Consider the following 19,091-nt stretch of genomic DNA (forward strand, 5'->3'; position numbering starts at 1 on the left):
TTCTCTCACTATTTTTAGGAAAATATGGTATAATACCAAAGATTGAGGTGAATTATGGAATACAAATTATTTGAAGAATTTATTACCCTCCAAGCACTGCTCAAAGAACTTGGAATTACACATAGCGGAGGAGCTATCAAATCCTTTCTCTCTGAACATTCTGTTTACTTTAATGGGGAATTAGAAAGTCGTCGCGGTAAAAAACTTCGTATTGGCGATAAAATTGACATCCCTGACATGGACATTGACATCTTGTTGACACAACCTACTTCTGAAGAACAAGATGAATACCAAGCTGATAAAGTTGAAAAAGAACGAATCGCTAAACTCGTCAAAGAGATGAATAAGGGAGTAAAAAAAGACAAATCAAAACCTGCTTCATCACCTAAAAGCAAACAAGCTCCGCGATTCCCTGGTAGATAATCATGTGGCTACAAAACCTATCTCTCAAGACTTTTCGTAACTACAAAGAGACGAAAATAGACTTTAATCCTAAATTGAATGTCTTTTTGGGACGTAATGCACAAGGAAAAACAAACATGTTAGAGGCTATCTATTTTTTAGCCTTAACGCGTAGTCATCGAACTAGAACAGATAAAAATCTCATTCATTTTGATGAGGAACAACTTCATCTTTCAGGTCTCGTTCAGAAAAAAACTGGATCCATTCCCCTAGAAATCGAACTGACACAAAAAGGCCGTGTGACAAAAGTTAATCACTTAAAACAGGCGCGCCTTTCAGATTATGTAGGACACATGAATGTTGTCTTATTTGCTCCTGAAGATTTACAACTAATTAAAGGAGCACCTTCTGTTCGACGAAAATTCATTGATATGGAACTTGGACAAATTAAGCCAATCTATTTATCAGATTTAACCAATTATAATCACATCCTAAAACAAAGAAACACTTATCTAAAATCAGCTCAAAAAATAGATGAAACCTTCCTTTCTGTGTTGGATGATCAGCTAATTGATTATGGATGTCGTGTAATGAATCACCGCTTAGATTTCATAAAAAAACTAGAATCATTTGGGCGTAAGAAACATTTTGAACTCTCAAATCAGATTGAAGAGTTGTCAATATCTTATCAATCTTCTGTCAAGATAACTGACAAACAAAACTTATCCGAATCTTTCAAAATTGCTTTAGAAAAAAGTAGATCCAGAGATTTATTTAAAAAGAATACTGGCGTTGGTCCTCATCGAGATGATATTTCTTTTTATATAAATGGGATGGATGCTAGCTTTGGAAGTCAAGGTCAACATCGCAGTCTCGTACTTTCTATAAAATTAGCAGAAATAGAATTAATGGAAAGTATTACTACAGAATCTCCGATATTATTACTTGACGATGTTATGAGTGAACTTGACAACACTAGACAACTAAAATTATTAGAAACGATTTCTCAGTCAATCCAAACCTTTATCACAACAACAAGCTTAGACCATCTTCAAAATCTACCAGAAAATCTAAGTATCTTCACTATTCAGGGTGGTAAAGTTGTTGTAAACTAAGATTGACAACATTGTAAAAGAACTCCTGTTTTCACGGGAGTTCTCTTTATTTCTTTTACATAGAATAATTTGGTGCCTCATTAGTAATTTGTACATCATGAGGATGGCTTTCTTTCAAACCAGCACCAGACATTTCAATAAATTGAGCATTGTCATGTAACTCTTTAAGGTTAGCTGCACCACAGTAACCCATACCAGAGCGAATACCACCAATCATTTGGAAGACGATATCAGCTGCCGCTCCTTTATAAGCAACACGACCTTCAATTCCTTCTGGAACAAGTTTATTTGCTTCATTGACAGAACCTTGGAAGTAACGATCGCTTGAACCTTTCTTCATTGCTGCGATTGAACCCATACCACGGTATGTCTTGAATTTACGTCCTTGGAAGATTTCAGTTTCACCTGGAGCTTCATCAGTGCCAGCAAACATTGATCCAAGCATAACTGCATTTCCACCTGCAGCAAGGGCTTTTACAATATCTCCAGAATACTTGATTCCACCGTCAGCAATGATCGTTTTTCCATATTCACGCGCAACGGCTGCAGCATCGTAGATAGCTGTTACTTGTGGAACACCAACACCTGCAATCACACGAGTAGTACAGATAGAACCTGGTCCAATACCAACCTTGACAACATCTACACCTGCTTCGTAAAGTGCGCGCGCTCCCTCAGCAGTAGCAATATTTCCAGCAATCAAAGTACGATCTGGGAAGTGAGCACGAATCTCAGCAATTTTACGCAAGACACCTGCAGAATGACCATGTGCAGTATCAATAACAATCGCATCCGCCCCTGCCTCAAAAAGTGCCTCTGCACGTTCAAATGTATCTGAAGTAACACCTACTGCACCTGCAACTAAGAGACGACCAAACTCATCTTTAGCAGCATTTGGAAACTCAATAACTTTTTCAATATCTTTGATAGTAATCAAACCAGAAAGACGACCTTCTTCATCTACTAAAGGAAGTTTTTCAATACGGTGTTCTTGAAGAATGCTCTCAGCTGTTGCAAGATCTGTACCCACAGGAGCAGTAACAAGATTTTCACTGGTCATATGATTTGAGATTGGTTGGTTATAATCTGAAATAAAACGAAGATCTCGGTTTGTCAAAATACCAACCAATTTACGATTTTCAAGTGTTTCAACAACTGGAACACCACTGATGCGGTAACGTCCCATAAGCTCATCAGCTTCAGCAATTGTATGTTCAGGTGTTAAGAAGAAGGGATCAATAATAACTCCATTTTCAGAACGTTTTACCTTACGAACCTCATCTGCTTGTTGAGCAATTGACATGTTTTTATGGATAACTCCGAGACCGCCTGCACGAGCAATAGCAATGGCCATTTGACTCTCTGTAACTGTGTCCATGGCAGCGGTAATAATTGGGATATTTAAAGTCAAATTATCTGCCAATTTAGTTGTTAAATCTGCATCGTTAGGCAACACATGACTTTCAGCTGGAATAAGCAATACATCATCAAAGGTAAAACCTTTTTTCAAAAATTTAGTGTCCCAATTAGACATTCGAAGTTTCCTCTTTTCTTTCTTTTTGAGCTTGACTCTTTTTATATTGTATCTATCATACCATTCTATAAAAATTTGTCAAATGTTACAGGGGTAAATAAAAAACTATCTTTTCTTTGAGATAGAAATGATAGTTTCTTGTAAAAATAAACTTAGTTAAAGTAATGAAGTCCCATTGCTCCTTTAACCTCAGATAGGGTTTGACCTGCAACTTCACGCGCTCTTTCACTACCTTTTTGAAGCATATTATAAACTTCTCCCATATCCTTAGCAAATTCGATACGGCGCTCACGAATAGGACCCAGTTCACGTTCTAATATTTCAAGTAGATAACGCTTGGTCTTCACATCACCAAGACCACCTCGTTGATAATGTTCTTTCATTTCAGCAATTTCTTGAGCATCTTCTGGACGACCAAAAACATCTAGATAATGAAAAACCATATTTCCTTCAATTTTACCTGGATCCTCAACTCGGATATGATCTGGATCTGTATACATACTCATTACTTTTTTACGCAAAGTATCCGCATCATCAGCTAAATAAATACCGTTATTGAGGGATTTAGACATTTTAGCATTTCCATCTAAACCAGGCAAACGCCCTGCTCTCTCATTTTCTGGATAAATACCTTCAGGTTCTACCAAGACATCACAGTTATATGCATTGTTAAAAGAACGAACAATCTCGCGAGTTTGCTCAATCATTGGTTTCTGATCTGTCCCAACTGGAACATAATTGGCCTTGAAAGCTGTGATGTCAGCTGCTTGAGCGATCGGATAGACCAAGAATCCTGTAGGAATACTTTCCCCAAATCCTTTTTGAGCAATCTCTGTCTTGACAGTTGGATTGCGCTCCAAACGTGCTAATGAAACTAGATTCATATAATACATAGATAGTTCAGCCAACTCTGGAATCTGACTTTGAATAAAGATAGTTGATTTACTCGGATCCAATCCAACTGCAAGGTAATCCAAAGCCACATTTCCAATAGACTCTACAATGGTTTGAGGATCTTTGGCATGATCTGTCAAGGCTTGTTGGTCAGCCAAGAACACAAACATGTCATACTTATCCTCTTCCTGTAATAATACTCGATTTTTGAGACTTCCAACATAATGTCCAATATGTAATTTTCCTGTTGGACGGTCTCCTGTTAAAATAATGGGTTTAGTCATTTTGTTCTCCTTCGATATAGTCCCTTCAATTATAGCATTTTTTTAATGAAATAACCGCAATTTATCAAAATAAATCAACCTTGCTATTCACGGTTTTGTGTAAAGCGTACTGTAAAGCGTACTGTAAATGTAATTTACATAAAATTGACAGATAAAAATTTGAATATTTCCGTATTTTCTAGTAGAATAAATATATTACACATATAGGAGAAAAACATTGCTTACAGTATCTGATGTTTCACTACGTTTTAGTGATCGCAAACTTTTTGATGATGTCAATATCAAATTTACAGAAGGAAATACTTACGGATTAATTGGTGCTAATGGTGCCGGAAAATCAACCTTTTTAAAAATTTTAGCTGGAGATATCGAACCTACTACTGGTCACATCTCTCTTGGTCCAGATGAACGTCTCTCTGTTCTTCGTCAAAATCACTTTGACTATGAAGATGAACGTGCTATTGATGTCGTTATCATGGGAAATGAAAAACTTTATAGCATCATGAAGGAAAAAGATGCTATATACATGAAGGAAGATTTCTCAGATGAGGACGGAGTCCGTGCTGCCGAACTCGAAGGAGAGTTTGCTGAGCTTGGAGGCTGGGAAGCAGAAAGCGAAGCCTCTCAACTACTTCAAAACCTAAACATTCCAGAAGAATTGCACTATCAAAACATGAGCGAATTGGCCAACGGTGAAAAAGTAAAGGTTCTCCTCGCCAAAGCACTTTTTGGTAAACCAGATGTTCTTCTTTTGGACGAGCCTACCAACGGTTTGGACATTCAATCGATTACTTGGTTAGAAGACTTCTTGATTGATTTTGATAACACCGTTATCGTAGTATCCCACGACCGTCACTTCTTAAATAAAGTATGTACTCACATGGCCGACCTTGACTTTGGAAAAATCAAACTCTATGTCGGAAACTATGACTTCTGGAAGGAATCTTCTGAACTCGCTGCTAAATTGCTAGCAGACCGTAATGCTAAAGCAGAAGAAAAAATTAAGCAATTGCAAGAATTCGTTGCTCGTTTCTCTGCTAATGCTTCTAAATCAAGACAAGCAACATCACGTAAGAAAATGCTTGATAAGATTGAGCTAGAAGAGATTGTACCATCTAGTCGTAAATATCCATTTATTAACTTTAAAGCGGAACGTGAGATTGGTAATGATCTCTTGACAGTAGAAAATCTAACTGTAAAGATTGATGGTGAGACTATTTTAGATAATATCAGCTTTATCTTACGCCCAGGTGATAAGACAGCGCTTATTGGGCAAAATGACATCCAAACGACTGCATTAATTCGTGCAATCATGGGAGACATTGACTATGAAGGAACTGTCAAGTGGGGAGTAACTACTAGCCGTTCTTACTTGCCAAAAGATAACTCAGCTGATTTCGCAGGGGGAGAATCAATTCTTGACTGGTTGCGTCAATTTGCAAGTAAAGAAGAAGATGACAATACTTTCCTACGCGGTTTCCTCGGCCGTATGCTCTTCTCTGGAGATGAAGTTAACAAACCTGTAAACGTCTTGTCAGGGGGAGAAAAAGTCCGTGTCATGCTTTCAAAACTCATGCTCTTGAAATCAAATGTCCTTGTCCTCGATGATCCAACCAATCACTTGGACTTGGAATCTATCTCAAGCTTGAATGACGGATTGAAAAACTTTAAAGAATCAATCATCTTTGCCAGTCATGATCACGAGTTTATCCAAACTTTGGCAAACCATATCATTGTTTTGTCTAAAAATGGCGTCATCGATCGTATCGATGAAACCTATGATGAATTCCTAGAAAATGCAGAAGTACAAGCAAAAGTTAAAGAACTTTGGAAAGACTAAATAAAACTTCAAAACTCAGTTGGGTTAACCAGCTGAGTTTTCTAACATTTTATGAGGTAACATGAAATTATTTTTTAAAACATATTGGACCTATTTTGTTTCTTTCATCATTCCTGTATTGATTATGACAGGAGTATACCTATCTCAAGGTATCTACTGGAATAGTGACAACTCTCCTCTATTAGGAGATGGATTTCATCAATACGTTATTTTTGATATAACTCTAAGGAATATCCTACATGGAAATGGTAGTCTGTTTTACACCTTTACAAGTGGGCTAGGACTAAACTTCTATGCTCTATCAAGTTATTACTTGGGTAGTTTTCTCGCGCCTCTGGTTTACTTTTTTGATTTAACGAATATGCCAGATGCTGTCTATCTGACAACTCTCTTAAAATTTGGATTGATTGGTCTGTCAATCTTCTTTAGTTTAAATAAATTATTTCAATCGATTCCTAAACCTTTAAAACTAGCTTTATCTACTTCCTATGCTCTGATGAGTTTCACTGTTAGTCAACTAGAGATAAAAACCTGGCTGGATGTTTTTATCTTGATTCCTTTAATTATAACTGGCTTACACCTACTTATCACTGAAAAGAAATTCCTATTGTACTTTACAAGTCTGTCAATCTTATTTATCCAAAACTATTATTTTGGCTATATGACAGTATTGTTTCTTATTTTCTGGTATCTCTGTCAAATTTCGTGGAACTTTAAGACTCGAAAATCATCTGTTCTTGATTTCATAGTTATCTCCTTTTTAGCTGGTATGGCTAGTTTGATTCTGACTCTTCCTACTCTATTTGATTTACAGACACATGGAGAAAAATTAACTGAAGTTACAAAGTTTCAAACTGAAAGTAGCTGGTATCTTGATCTCTTTGCTAAGCAATTCATTGGTTCCTTTGACACAACAAAGTATGGGGCTATCCCAATGATTTTTGTTGGACTGCTTCCCTTTATTTTAACTATTTTATTTTTTACGCTGAAATCTATTAAGTTTCACGTGAAACTTATCTATGCAATCTTCTTTACATTTTTAATTGCAAGCTTTTATATAGAAGCTCTTGATTTATTTTGGCAAGGCATGCATACTCCAAACATGTTTTTACATCGCTATGCTTGGATTTTCTCTACCTTGTTAATTTACACAGCAGCGGAAGTCTTAAATCGTCTAAGAGAAATTAAAATCCAGAACTTTTTAGTTTCGCTTTTTCTTGTAGTAACAGGATTTTTAGCTACCATCTATCTAAAATCACATTATTCTTTTTTAACAGATTTGAATATTCTGCTTACTCTTGAATTTTTGGTTGTCTATTCGCTTTTACTCCTTGCATTTATCAAAAAGTTTATCTCTGTAAATCTATTTGCCATCCTAATCTCTTTATTTATAATGGTTGAAATAAGTTTAAATGCTTCATATCAAATGGACGGAATTGCTAAGGAATGGGGATTTGCTTCTCGAAGTGCATATAGTAGAGATATCCCAACTATGGAATCTTTCTCAACATATATTGAAAATTCATTTACTCGTACTGAGAAACTACAAACTCAGACAGGGAATGACAGTATGAAATTCAACTACAATGGAATCTCTCAATTTTCATCTGTTCGAAATCGTTCAGCAAGCTCTACTTTAGATAAACTTGGTTTTAAATCCTCTGGGACTAATCTCAATCTCCGTTATGCAAATAATAGTATTTTGGCTGATAGTTTATTTAGTATCCAGTACAATATCTCAGACAGTCCTATTGATAAGTATGGTTTCCAAGATATCTATCCAAAAGATAATCTTACCCTATATGAAAATCAATACTCTCTTCCGATTGCCTTTGCTAGTCAATCTATTTACAACGATGTCAAGTTCAATGAACATACTTTAGATAATCAAGCCTCGTTTTTAAATCAACTTGCTGACGTCAATTTTGATTATTTTTCTCCAATACCCTATGAAAAAACAGAGAATACTGATGATTTGATTACTGTTACAAGTTCTTCAAATGAAGATGCAGCAATCCAATATCAAATTGAAGTGCCAGAAAACAGCCAAGTTTATCTTTCTTTCACAAACCTTCACTTTTCTAATGATAAACAAAAGAAAGTTGACATCCTTGTCAATGGGGAAAAGAAAACTTTTACAACTGATAATGTCTTCTCCTTCTTTAATCTAGGCTATACAAAAGAGAAAAAAACTTTCAATATTAATGTTAGTTTCCCTGGAAATTCACAGGTATCATTTGAATCTCCTACCTTCTATCGTTTAGATACCAAAACTTTCACCGAGGCAATTCAAAAAATTAAAGAACAACCTGTCACAGTATCAACTTCTAAAAACAAAGTCTTTGCTACATATGATGTTAAACAAGATACGTCCATTTTCTTCACCATTCCTTATGATAAAGGCTGGTCTGCCTACCAAGATGGTAAGAAAATAGAAATTAAACAAGCTCAAACTGGTTTTATGAAAGTTGACGTTCCTAAGGGAAAAGGAACTATTACACTTTCCTTTATTCCCAATGGTTTTATTACTGGAGCAATTTGTTCCTTTACTTCTCTCTTACTATTTGGAACCTATAATCACAGACGAAAGTCATCTAAAGCATAAAAAATCGACCAATTAATCGGTCGATTTTTTTAATCTTCTTCCATTTTCTTAGGTTGATAGGCTAGCATACCTAAACCAGTAAATAGGGCTAATATCACAGCAAGGAAAATGACTTGATGATGAATATTTCCTGTCATAGAGATTGTTTGTCGTAATCCCGAAACTGAATAACTCATTGGTAACCAAGGATTAATAGCTCTAAAGAAATTATTTGTCAAAGCAAGTGGATAGGTACCTGCACTTGATGCTAACTGTAATAATAGCAAAATAAGAGAGAAGAAAGCTCCTATACGGCTATTCCATGTTGTTAATGCAGTTACCATAGACATAAATGTTAAGCTTGCGATAATAATTAAGAACAAGGTTCTCATTTCATGATTTGCTGTTAGACCAATAAGATGAGCGCCACCATAGACTAAGACAGCGGCTAAAACAGCTATAACTCCATTTATCTCAAAGCGAGATTTGAACCAAGCCCAGCGAGTTTCAGGATGACGACCTGAAGGTAATTTAGCAAAAATCATATTTGTTGATAATGCAGCGACAAAGAGAGCGACTGATATCATATAAGGAGCCATAGCAATCCCATTTACAGGAACTTGATCATTGTCTGTTTTTGAAAGATTGAGTGGATTTGACAAAATCTCTGCATTTTTAGATTCTGTTGATGCTGATTTTAGTTGATTGCTAGCACTTCTTAAGCCTTGTCCTAGATCAGTAGTTCCTACTTGTAAACTTTCAATACCAGCAGTTAAAGTTGCTCCACCTTCAGCTAATTTTCCAGTACCATCTGCTATCTTCATAGCGCCACTTCCTAGTTGGGATGCTGCAGAAAGTAATTGTGTTGATTTATCTGTTAATTGATCAGAGCCAAATTGTAATTTAGTAAGACCTGCTATTAACTCTGGACTCTTATTGTTCAATTGAGCAGAACCAGATGATAGTTTTTCAATACCTGTTACTAATTCTGGAGTTTTCCCAGCTAGAGTATCCAAACCAGTTGTCAATTTTGAAGAGTTTTCTGTCAAATTGGTTGAGCCAGAAACCAATTGATCCAAACTTGTTGTTAAAGTTGTATTCTTTTCACTTAGTTGATTTACACCTAAAGAAATAGTATCCAATCCCTTAGTATACGCATTAACTCCATTTTCAATTGATTGACTTCCGGGAACTAACTGATTATCTACAGCATTTTGCAACTGTGTAAATCCACTTGACATAAATGTCAAGGAACTAGACGCTATAGGTAAAAGTTGATTTGCTTTAGTCTGTAAAGTAGAAAGATTAGAGACTGGTTGGTTTATACTTCCTAAATTTTCTTTTAAATCTCCTGCCGTCGTTAAAATTGCTTTTGCTGACTCTATCGTAGAATTAGAATTATTTGAGACAGCTTCAGTCAATTCTTTTTTCTGAGTTTCAGTGAGAGATTGATAAGTTGCTGTTGCTTGAAGATTTGTAAGAGTTTTCTCTTGCTCTGCTTGACTATTAGTCACAATAGTTTGAGCAAGAGTCGTTATATTTGTTAAGTCATTAGATATTGTATTTTTAAGATCAGTATTATCTGAAACTGTAACTGATTGGAGAGCCTTATTCAACTCATCTAAACTGCTTGCTAACTGTGTTATATCCTCTTTCTGTTGAGATGAAGTATTTAATTGTGTGGATATTTCTTTTATTCCTTTATTTAATTGAGTAATACCGTCTCTCAATGTATCTGATTGACTTGATAGTTGGTTTGTACCAACAGATAATTTGTCAACTCCGCTTGTATAGGCATTGACACCAACCGAAAATTGACTGAGACCTGAATTGAGTTGTGAAACTCCACCAGCATATGACTTCATCCCTGTATTTAACTGGTTGACACCTGCAACTAATTCTGGAGTTTTCGAAGATAATTGATTAAGTCCTGTGTCAACCTGTGAAACCGCACTTGTATAGTTCTGTAAACCATCATTAAATGTTCCTAAGCCACTATTCAGTTGCTTTACTCCTGTGACATACATTGTCAACCCTTTTGTAAATTGATTTGTTCCATCCGAAAAGGTTAAACTTGAGCTAGCTAAAGTAGCAAGATTTGAAGACAATGTCTGACTTCCTACAGCTAACTGACTAGCCCCGTTAGCCAATTGTTCACTTCCATCGGCTGCCTTCGTTAAACCGGATTTTAAATCACCCATCTTTTGAAATAAAGCTTTCGTATAGGATTCGGTTACATTAGCAGAAACATTCTGTTTTAACTGTGTCATCGCAGAATCGCTCATCTTGCTGGCAATAAAACTATGACCACTTGAAGTCTGATAATCGATTTGCATTTGCTCTGGATGATTCGTTAAAATAGAAGCTGCTTTTTCAGATAAATCACTTGGTAAAGTCACTACCATATAGTAATCGCCATCTTCCAATCCCTTCTTTCCTTCATCTTCATCTACAAAATGAAAATCCAATGATTTATTTTGCTCTAAATTAGACACCATGTCTTTTCCTATAGCCATGGTATTACCGTTATAGGAAGCTTCTTTATCATTATTGACAACTGCCACAGGTAAGTCAGACAATTGACCATATGGATCCCACATTGATGACAAAAATATGACATTGTACAGAGCGGGAATAAGAGAAATCCCTATCATGACAATAATAAAGTTTGGTTTTTTAAAAATTGCTTTCCATTCTTTAAACATAGTTTCTCCTTTTTTAAACATATTGTCTAAAATTTTGATATAATAGATTATACAATAAAAAATATAAATTACAAGATAAAAAAATCAATTTTTAGACATATAGTCTAATTTGTTTATAAGGAGGAAATATGCAAGAAAGTAACAAACGCTTAAAAACAAAGCGAACTATTGAAAATGCTATGGTACAACTACTGATAGAACAGCCATTTGATCAAATTTCTACTGTCAAATTAGCAAAAAAAGCCGGAATTAGTCGTTCCAGCTTCTATACTCACTATAAGGATAAGTATGATATGATTGAGCACTATCAAAGTAAGCTATTCCATACATTTGAATATATTTTTCAAAAACATGCTCATCACAAAAGAGACGCTATTTTAGAAGTCTTTGAATATCTAGAATCAGAACCACTTCTGGCTGCCCTTCTTTCTGAAAATGGGACTAAAGAAATCCAAAATTTCTTACGAAATAAACTTCATATCATGCTCAGTACGGATTTACAAAAACGCTTTATGCAACTAAATCTAAATACCACTGAATTAGAATATAGTAGCATCTATCTAACTCATGCACTTTTTGGTGTTTGTCAAACTTGGATTGCACACGGAAAAAAAGAAAGTCCTCAAGAAATAACAGACTTCCTTATGAAAATGCTTGGTGATACAAATTGATACAAAAAAGGGAACAACACTAGTTCCCTTTTATCTATACTCCGCCAGTAGGACTCGAACCTACGACATCATGATTAACAGTCATGCGCTACTACCAACTGAGCTATGGCGGATAAAATAGTCCGTACGGGATTCGAACCCGTGTTACCGCCGTGAAAAGGCGGTGTCTTAACCCCTTGACCAACGGACCTTCTATCTGTAGCAGATATAACCATTATATCAATTTCTTACTAATTGTCAATCACTTTTGAGATTTTTTCTCTAGAATATCTTTTAATTTTCTAATTTTTAATCTTGAAATAGGACAACGATGGTCTTCATAGAAAACAATTTCTAAGTTTTTTCGATCAATTTCTCTGATATTCCCTATATTTACCAAAAATGACTTGTGAGGAGAATAAAATCGCTGAGTATGTTTGTCCTTTTCCTGAATATCTGTCATGGTACCGTAAAACTCTTTTGCAAAATTTTTACCAATAATGCGCAATTTATGAGAAACTCCTGTCGTTTCAATATACAGAATGTCATGGTAAGGAATTTTTAAATCATTTCCCTTGTAATTGTAGTCAAAATAATCTACCACATCTTCATTTTCAAGTAACATACTCTTCGTGTAGAAGATATTTTGCTCAATTCTCTTCTTAAACAACTCATCATTGATATCCTTATCAACAAAATCTAAGGCTGATACCTGGTATTTATAGGTTAGAGTCGCAAACTCTGATCGACTGGTGATAAAGACGATAATAGCATAAGGATTGTGATGACGAATAAACTGAGCAACTTCAAACCCTTTTTTCTCAATACCATGAATATCAATATCTAGAAAATAAAGCTGGTTTACTTCATCATTTTCGATATATTCCTTAAACTCACGGACTTTTCCTGTTGTCTTGTATGATTTTGGAATATTCGATTCTTTCGAAATTTCATCTAATATTCTCTCTAGTCTCACTTGATGTTCAATAACATCTTCTAAAATTAAAACTTTCATTCAAATTCCCTCTTAAATCTAATGATTTGTCTAAATGTACTGCCTTCCATCTCTGTTTCTAAAATAATATTGTTATACTTATCCAGTAGTTCTTTCACATTATTTAATCCGACTCCACGATTTCTTCCCTTAGTAGAGAATCCTAAGGCAAAAAGATCTCCTGAAGGAGTCAGCGTCATTTTACATGAATTCTGAATTACAATCACTGTTTCAGTTTCCATCTTAATAACTGCTACTTCCATCTGCTTTTTATAACTATCAGCCGATCCTTCGACAGCATTGTTCAATAAAACACTCATAATACGAACTAAATCCAATAGTTCAATTGGGAGCTTGGTAATCGTATCTTTTACTTCCAGTGTAAACTCTACACCATTATTTCGAGCATAGACAATTGACTGAGCAACCAAACTTCGTAAAGCTGAATCTTCTATGTTGTTCAAATCAAAGTAAGTGTATTTATCTGAACGCAGTTTGTGATTTGCTTTAACCAAAACTTCATTGTAAACTCTGTCAATTTCCTGTAAATCACCACTGTCAATTGCCATCTGCATGCTGACAAGCATCCCAGCATAGTCATGTCTAAACCCACGTATTTCATTATACAAAGCAACAATTTCATCTGTGTAGTTTTGTAAATGTTTCTGTTCAAATTTCTTCTGCTTCAAAGCAATCTCTTTCTCCATTTGTTCTTTATGAGAATTCATTGCAAAGAAAGTCAAAAGTAAAGAGATAAAGACAATAGATGATAAAATACTTCCAAAACTATTCAAATGTTTAATCGTACTTACCATATCTGAAACGAAAGATACAATATGTAGCAATAGTAAAGCAAAAAATACTTTTTTCAAGAAAGGATATAGATAGTCTTTGTCAAAATAGTTTAGTTCCAAATGGAAATAAGTAATAATTTTTTTGATTGAAAAATAAGTTAGTAATAGAACTATAAAATAGAAAATTTCTTCATGCTGGGATACTAAATAATCTCCTATAATTGAAGATAACGTTACAGATATAAAAGTATGGGTACCATTATATAACAAAGATAATAGTATACTAATAAAAATTCCTTTGTATGTTTCATATATCTTAAATTTTCTTAAATAAAAATATATAACTAATGGAAATAAAAATTTAACTAAACTAAAACCACCTCTATATATCATACTAGCAACTTCTTCAAGTATAAAAACTGATATACCTGTGTAGCATAAAAAAACTATATGCTCTTTTTTAGTTATTTTACAAATCCGTTCATAACTTTTGCTAACGATAAAAAAATAAACAATAACTATCCCAAATCCAAATAAATTCATTACTCTTTCCCCTTATTTCATTACTTTTTTCTTGGGAAAATAAAATCACGGAGGTATTTTGATATCCTACTATCCCCACCTCGAATCTCCTGCAAGTCTTTTTCCTTCAATTCTACAAACTTATCTAAATTAACTGTGTTTTTCATAATTAAATCTCCTAAATGTTTTTTTCTTGTAAGCTAACTTACAAAAACTATTATACAAAATGGAATTTTGTTTTAGATAAAATTCTCTCAACTGTCTTTTTTTATCCCCAAGTGTACTTTTTTAAGAAAAAAGCCGGGAAAATTCCCAGCTTTGCTACTATATTGATCCCAGCAGGATTCGAACCTGCGACCGTTCGCTTAGAAGGCGAATGCTCTATCCAGCTGAGCTATGAGACCTAATATAGTTATTCTACCAAAAATTCAATTGAAAGTCAATTTTCTATTTATGATAGGGCGAGCCCTGCTGTATTGTAAAAGCCCGATAGATTTGTTCAACAAGGACTAGTCTCATTAACTGATGGGGCAAGGTTAAACGACCAAAACTAACAGAGAGATTGGCTCTCTTTTTTACATCCTGTGCTAACCCCAGACTCCCTCCAATAATAAAGGTAAGAGTAGAAAATCCTTTTATAGAAGCTTCTTCTAGCTGCTTACTAAATTCTTCTGAGGAGAAAGTTCTCCCTTCGATAGCCAACGCAATAACAAAATCACGGTCACCAACTTTTGATAAAATTCTCTGACCTTCTATTTCTAAAATCTTTTGATTTTCTGACTCACTGGCCCTATCTGGTGTTTTTTCATCTGCTAGCTCAATCATTTCAAGCTTAGCAAATCGAGAAATTCGTTTTGAATACTCTGCGATACCATCTTTTAAATACTTTTCTTTCAGTTTCCCAACTGTTACAACTTTAATTTTCATGACTCTATTCTAACATATTCTCTATTTTTTCACATCTTATTCACAAAATAAAAGGTTAATTTTAGCCGAGAAAACCACAGATTTTTGAAAGTTATCCACAATCTGTGAAAAACTTTTATTTTTAAGTTATAATTAAGCTAGTCAGTTTATACTTTCATTAATTTAAAACATATGGAGGCAAATATGAAACATCTCAAAACATTTTACAAAAAATGGTTTCAATTATTAGTCGTTATCGTCATTAGCTTTATTAGTGGAGCCTTGGGGAGTTTTTCAATAAACCAACTAACTCAGAAAAGTACTGTAAGTAACTCCAACAACAATAGTACTATTACACAGACTGCCTATAAGAACGAAAATTCAACAACACAGGCTGTTAACAAAGTAAAAGACGCTGTTGTTTCTGTTATTACTTATTCAGCTAACAGACAAAATAGCGTATTTGGCAATGATGATACAGATACAGATTCTCAGCAAATCTCTAGTGAAGGATCTGGGGTTATTTATAAAAAGAATGACAAAGAAGCTTATATTGTCACCAATAATCACGTTATAAATGGTGCCAGCAAAGTAGATATTCGTTTGTCAGATGGAACTAAGGTACCTGGAGAAATCGTCGGAGCTGACACTTTCTCTGATATTGCTGTCGTCAAAATATCTTCAGAAAAAGTGACAACAGTAGCGGAATTTGGTGATTCTAGTCAGTTAACCGTAGGAGAAACTGCTATTGCTATCGGTAGCCCGTTAGGTTCTGAATATGCTAATACTGTCACTCAAGGTATCATATCTAGTCTCAATCGAAATGTATCTTTAAAATCTGAAGATGGACAAGCCATTTCTACAAAAGCCATCCAAACTGATACTGCTATTAACCCAGGTAACTCTGGTGGCCCACTAATCAATATTCAAGGACAGGTTATCGGAATTACCTCAAGTAAAATTGCCTCAAATGGAGGAACATCTGTAGAAGGTCTTGGTTTTGCAATCCCTGCAAATGATGCTATCAATATTATTGAACAATTAGAAAAGAACGGAAAAGTGACTCGTCCAGCTTTGGGAATTCAAATGGTCAATCTCTCAAATATTAACACAAGTGATATTAGAAGACTGAATATTCCAAGCAGTGTAACATCTGGTGTAGTTGTTCGTTCTGTGCAAAGTAATATGCCTGCAAATGGTCACCTTGAAAAATACGATGTTATTACAAAAGTAGATGACAAAGACATCGCTTCATCAACAGACTTACAAAGTGCTCTTTACAATCATTCTATCGGAGACACCATTAAGATAACTTACTATCGTAACGGTAAAGAAGAAACTACATCTATTAAACTTGACAAGAGTTCAGGTGATTTAGAATCTTAATTGACATCTATGTAAAGAAAGCTTTACATAAGAGAAAAGATGTGTTAGTGTAGAATCATGGAAAAATTTGAAATGATTTCTATCACGGATATACAAAAAAATCCCTATCAACCTCGAAAAGAATTTGATGGAAAAAAACTACATGAACTAGCACAGTCTATCAAAGAAAATGGGGTCATTCAACCGATTATTGTTCGTCAATCTCCTGTTATTGGTTATGAAATCCTTGCAGGAGAGAGACGCTATCGCGCTTCACTTTTAGCTGGTCTAACGTCTATCCCAGCTGTTGTTAAACAACTTTCAGACCAAGAGATGATGGTTCAGTCCATCATTGAAAATTTACAAAGAGAAAATTTAAATCCAATAGAAGAAGCACGCGCTTATGAATCTCTCGTAGAGAAAGGATTTACCCATGCTGAAATTGCAGATAAAATGGGCAAGTCTCGTCCTTATATCAGCAACTCTATTCGCTTGCTGTCCTTGCCAGAACAGATCCTTTCAGAAGTAGAAAATGGCCAACTATCACAAGCGCATGCGCGTTCGCTAGTTGGCTTGAATAAGGAACAACAAGACTATTTCTTTCAACGAATTATAGAGGAAGACATTTCTGTAAGGAAGTTAGAAGCTCTTCTGACAGATAAAAAACAAAAGAAACAGCAAAAAACTGATCATTTCATACAAAATGAAGAAGAACAGTTAAAAAAACTACTTGGATTAGACGTAGAAATCAAATTGTCCAAAAAAAACAATGGAAAAATCATTATTTCTTTTTCAAATCAAGAAGAATACAGTAGAATTATCAACAGCCTGAAATAAGGCTGTTCTTTTATTTTTTTATCTCACAAGGTTATCCACTATTTTTTTCAATAAAAAGCTTAATAAATCAACAGTTTCTAATTTTATCCCCAACCTGTGGATAAAACTTGATAACATTGTGGATTATTTTTCACAGCTTGTGGAAAATTATTGCTATCTATGGTAAAATAAATCTAGCATTAAACTTTTAAATAGTAAAGGAGGAGAATGGATTGAAAGAAAAACAATTTTGGAATCGTATATTAGAATTTGCTCAAGAAAGACTAACTCGATCCATGTATGATTTCTATGCTATTCAAGCTGAACTTATCAAGGTAGAGGAAAATGTTGCCACTATATTTTTACCACGATCTGAAATGGAAATGGTCTGGGAAAAACAACTAAAAGATATCATTGTAGTAGCTGGTTTTGAAATTTATGATGCTGAAATAACTCCCCACTATATTTTCACCAAGCCTCAAGATACGACTATTTCACAAGTTGAAGAAGCTACAAATTCAACTCTTTATGACTATAGTCCAAAGTTAGCATCTATTCCTTATTCGGATACTGGATTAAAAGAAAAGTATACCTTTGATAATTTTATCCAAGGAGATGGAAATGTTTGGGCAGTATCAGCCGCTTTGGCTGTCTCTGAAGATTTGGCTCTGACCTATAACCCTCTTTTTATCTATGGAGGACCTGGCCTTGGTAAGACTCACTTACTCAATGCAATTGGGAATGAGATTTTGAAAAATATTCCTGATGCGCGTGTGAAGTACATCCCTGCTGAAAGCTTTATCAACGACTTTCTTGAACATCTTAGACTGGGTGAAATGGATAAGTTCAAAAAAACCTACCGTAGCCTCGATCTCTTGTTAATTGATGATATTCAATCGCTGAGTGGAAAAAAAGTTGCAACTCAGGAAGAATTTTTCAATACTTTCAATGTTCTCCATAACAATCAAAAACAAATTGTTCTGACCAGTGATCGTAGCCCTAAACACTTAGAAGGCCTTGAAGAACGGCTTGTCACGCGCTTTAGCTGGGGCTTGACGCAAAACATCACACCACCTGACTTTGAAACACGTATTGCCATTTTACAAAGTAAAACAGAGCATTTAGACTACAATTTCCAAAGTGATACCCTAGAATACCTAGCTGGCCAATTTGATTCAAACGTTCGAGAACTTGAAGGAGCAATCAACGACATCACTTTAATTGCCAGAGTGAAGAAGATTAAGGATATCACTATCGATATCGCTGCAGAAGCCATTAGAGCTCGCAAACAAGATGTTAGCCAAATCCTCGTCATTCCAATTGATAAAATCCAAACTGAAGTAGGGAACTTCTATGGTGTTAGTGTCAAAGAAATGAAGGGAAGCAGACGCCTTCAAAATATTGTTTTGGCCCGTCAAGTAGCCATGTATTTATCTAGAGAATTAACAGATAATAGTCTTCCAAAAATTGGGAAGGAATTTGGAGGAAAAGATCATACAACAGTCATTCATGCCCATGCAAAAATTAAATCTTTGATTGATGAAGACGATAATTTACGTTTAGAAATTGAATCAATCAAAAAGAAAATCAAATAGCTTGTGGATAACTTTCGTTTTTTTATCTTTTTTATCCACATTTTTTAAACAAGCCAAAAAACTTGATATGACTTGTTTAAAGTCTGTTTTC

At 34.8% G+C, this 19,091-nt stretch carries 15 protein-coding genes and 3 tRNA genes; 8 read left to right on the forward strand and 10 right to left on the reverse strand.

The features are described 5' to 3' along the window. The first annotated feature begins 54 nt into the window (after positions 1–54). Together yaaA and recF are read left to right on the forward strand one after the other, a co-directional pair. Positions 55–423, forward strand: a complete 369-nt coding sequence (gene yaaA, locus N8M66_RS04675; RefSeq protein ID WP_261045905.1) for a S4 domain-containing protein YaaA — start codon at positions 55–57, stop codon at positions 421–423. A 2-nt stretch (positions 424–425) separates the two neighbouring features. After that, complete coding sequence (gene recF / locus N8M66_RS04680) at positions 426–1,517, forward strand: DNA replication/repair protein RecF (protein ID WP_261045906.1); 1,092 nt, start codon at positions 426–428, stop codon at positions 1,515–1,517. A gap of 55 nt (positions 1,518–1,572) precedes the next feature. On the opposite strand, the gene guaB is transcribed toward recF, so the two are convergent. After that, on the reverse strand, positions 1,573–3,051 hold the full coding sequence (guaB, locus tag N8M66_RS04685; protein WP_000073418.1) for an IMP dehydrogenase: 1,479 nt from the start codon (positions 3,049–3,051) through the stop codon (positions 1,573–1,575). A gap of 152 nt (positions 3,052–3,203) precedes the next feature. Then, positions 3,204–4,229, reverse strand: a complete 1,026-nt coding sequence (gene trpS, locus N8M66_RS04690) for a tryptophan--tRNA ligase (protein ID WP_000165458.1) — start codon at positions 4,227–4,229, stop codon at positions 3,204–3,206. 217 nt (positions 4,230–4,446) lie between these two features. On the opposite strand from trpS, the gene N8M66_RS04695 reads away from it, so the two are divergent. After that, positions 4,447–6,069, forward strand: a complete 1,623-nt coding sequence (locus N8M66_RS04695) for an ATP-binding cassette domain-containing protein (protein WP_000958774.1) — start codon at positions 4,447–4,449, stop codon at positions 6,067–6,069. 61 nt (positions 6,070–6,130) lie between these two features. Next, positions 6,131–8,674, forward strand: coding sequence for a YfhO family protein (locus N8M66_RS04700; RefSeq protein ID WP_261045907.1), 2,544 nt, complete (start codon positions 6,131–6,133; stop codon positions 8,672–8,674). Between the two features lie 29 nt (positions 8,675–8,703). Here N8M66_RS04700 and N8M66_RS04705 read toward each other — a convergent pair whose 3' ends face one another. After that, entirely contained in the window at positions 8,704–11,358 is a 2,655-nt protein-coding gene (locus tag N8M66_RS04705) for a YhgE/Pip domain-containing protein (RefSeq protein ID WP_261045909.1), read from the reverse strand. 128 nt (positions 11,359–11,486) lie between these two features. Between N8M66_RS04705 and N8M66_RS04710 the strand changes: the two genes are divergently transcribed. Further along, the gene (locus tag N8M66_RS04710; protein WP_201058573.1) at positions 11,487–12,029 is read left to right on the forward strand and encodes a TetR/AcrR family transcriptional regulator; all 543 of its coding nucleotides are present in this window, start codon (positions 11,487–11,489) and stop codon (positions 12,027–12,029) included. Positions 12,030–12,068: 39 nt separating this feature from the next. Here the strand turns inward: N8M66_RS04710 and N8M66_RS04715 are convergent. From N8M66_RS04715 to rlmH, 7 genes are all read right to left on the reverse strand, one after another. Beyond that, positions 12,069–12,142 (reverse strand) — tRNA-Asn (locus tag N8M66_RS04715). A 5-nt stretch (positions 12,143–12,147) separates the two neighbouring features. Further along, positions 12,148–12,219: transfer RNA gene (locus tag N8M66_RS04720), tRNA-Glu, on the reverse strand. A 51-nt stretch (positions 12,220–12,270) separates the two neighbouring features. Then, positions 12,271–13,023, reverse strand: coding sequence for a competence system response regulator transcription factor ComE (comE, locus tag N8M66_RS04725; protein ID WP_261045912.1), 753 nt, complete (start codon positions 13,021–13,023; stop codon positions 12,271–12,273). After that, entirely contained in the window at positions 13,020–14,339 is a 1,320-nt protein-coding gene (gene comD / locus N8M66_RS04730; RefSeq protein WP_261045915.1) for a competence system sensor histidine kinase ComD, read from the reverse strand. The genes comE and comD overlap by 4 nt, the downstream gene beginning before the upstream one ends. A 20-nt stretch (positions 14,340–14,359) precedes the next feature. Next, entirely contained in the window at positions 14,360–14,485 is a 126-nt protein-coding gene (gene comC / locus N8M66_RS04735; protein ID WP_261045916.1) for a competence-stimulating peptide ComC, read from the reverse strand. Between the two features lie 163 nt (positions 14,486–14,648). After that, positions 14,649–14,722 (reverse strand) — tRNA-Arg (locus N8M66_RS04740). 43 nt (positions 14,723–14,765) lie between these two features. Next, positions 14,766–15,245, reverse strand: a complete 480-nt coding sequence (rlmH, locus tag N8M66_RS04745) for a 23S rRNA (pseudouridine(1915)-N(3))-methyltransferase RlmH (protein ID WP_004269820.1) — start codon at positions 15,243–15,245, stop codon at positions 14,766–14,768. A 183-nt stretch (positions 15,246–15,428) separates the two neighbouring features. Between rlmH and N8M66_RS04750 the strand changes: the two genes are divergently transcribed. The 3 genes from N8M66_RS04750 to dnaA all read left to right on the forward strand — a co-directional run bounded on the left by N8M66_RS04750 (position 15,429) and on the right by dnaA (position 19,000). Beyond that, positions 15,429–16,610, forward strand: coding sequence for a S1C family serine protease (locus N8M66_RS04750; RefSeq protein ID WP_261045917.1), 1,182 nt, complete (start codon positions 15,429–15,431; stop codon positions 16,608–16,610). A gap of 57 nt (positions 16,611–16,667) precedes the next feature. After that, on the forward strand, positions 16,668–17,426 hold the full coding sequence (locus N8M66_RS04755) for a ParB/RepB/Spo0J family partition protein (RefSeq protein ID WP_261045918.1): 759 nt from the start codon (positions 16,668–16,670) through the stop codon (positions 17,424–17,426). Between the two features lie 212 nt (positions 17,427–17,638). After that, positions 17,639–19,000, forward strand: a complete 1,362-nt coding sequence (gene dnaA, locus N8M66_RS04760) for a chromosomal replication initiator protein DnaA (RefSeq protein WP_070478105.1) — start codon at positions 17,639–17,641, stop codon at positions 18,998–19,000. Positions 19,001–19,091 lie beyond the last annotated feature (91 nt).

The sequence above is a fragment of the Streptococcus mitis genome (assembly GCF_946188585.1).
Taxonomy (GTDB): Bacteria; Bacillota; Bacilli; order Lactobacillales; family Streptococcaceae; genus Streptococcus; species Streptococcus mitis_DG.

Coding starts and splice junctions, on each gene's coding strand:
- N8M66_RS04755 (WP_261045918.1), top strand. CDS start 16,668: ATGGAAAAATTTGAAATGATTTCTATCACGGATATACAAAAAAATCCC.
- guaB (WP_000073418.1), bottom strand. CDS start 3,051: ATGTCTAATTGGGACACTAAATTTTTGAAAAAAGGTTTTACCTTTGAT.
- yaaA (WP_261045905.1), top strand. CDS start 55: ATGGAATACAAATTATTTGAAGAATTTATTACCCTCCAAGCACTGCTC.
- N8M66_RS04710 (WP_201058573.1), top strand. CDS start 11,487: ATGCAAGAAAGTAACAAACGCTTAAAAACAAAGCGAACTATTGAAAAT.
- N8M66_RS04700 (WP_261045907.1), top strand. CDS start 6,131: ATGAAATTATTTTTTAAAACATATTGGACCTATTTTGTTTCTTTCATC.
- recF (WP_261045906.1), top strand. CDS start 426: ATGTGGCTACAAAACCTATCTCTCAAGACTTTTCGTAACTACAAAGAG.
- N8M66_RS04705 (WP_261045909.1), bottom strand. CDS start 11,358: ATGTTTAAAGAATGGAAAGCAATTTTTAAAAAACCAAACTTTATTATT.
- comE (WP_261045912.1), bottom strand. CDS start 13,023: ATGAAAGTTTTAATTTTAGAAGATGTTATTGAACATCAAGTGAGACTA.
- comD (WP_261045915.1), bottom strand. CDS start 14,339: ATGAATTTATTTGGATTTGGGATAGTTATTGTTTATTTTTTTATCGTT.
- trpS (WP_000165458.1), bottom strand. CDS start 4,229: ATGACTAAACCCATTATTTTAACAGGAGACCGTCCAACAGGAAAATTA.
- comC (WP_261045916.1), bottom strand. CDS start 14,485: ATGAAAAACACAGTTAATTTAGATAAGTTTGTAGAATTGAAGGAAAAA.
- rlmH (WP_004269820.1), bottom strand. CDS start 15,245: ATGAAAATTAAAGTTGTAACAGTTGGGAAACTGAAAGAAAAGTATTTA.
- N8M66_RS04750 (WP_261045917.1), top strand. CDS start 15,429: ATGAAACATCTCAAAACATTTTACAAAAAATGGTTTCAATTATTAGTC.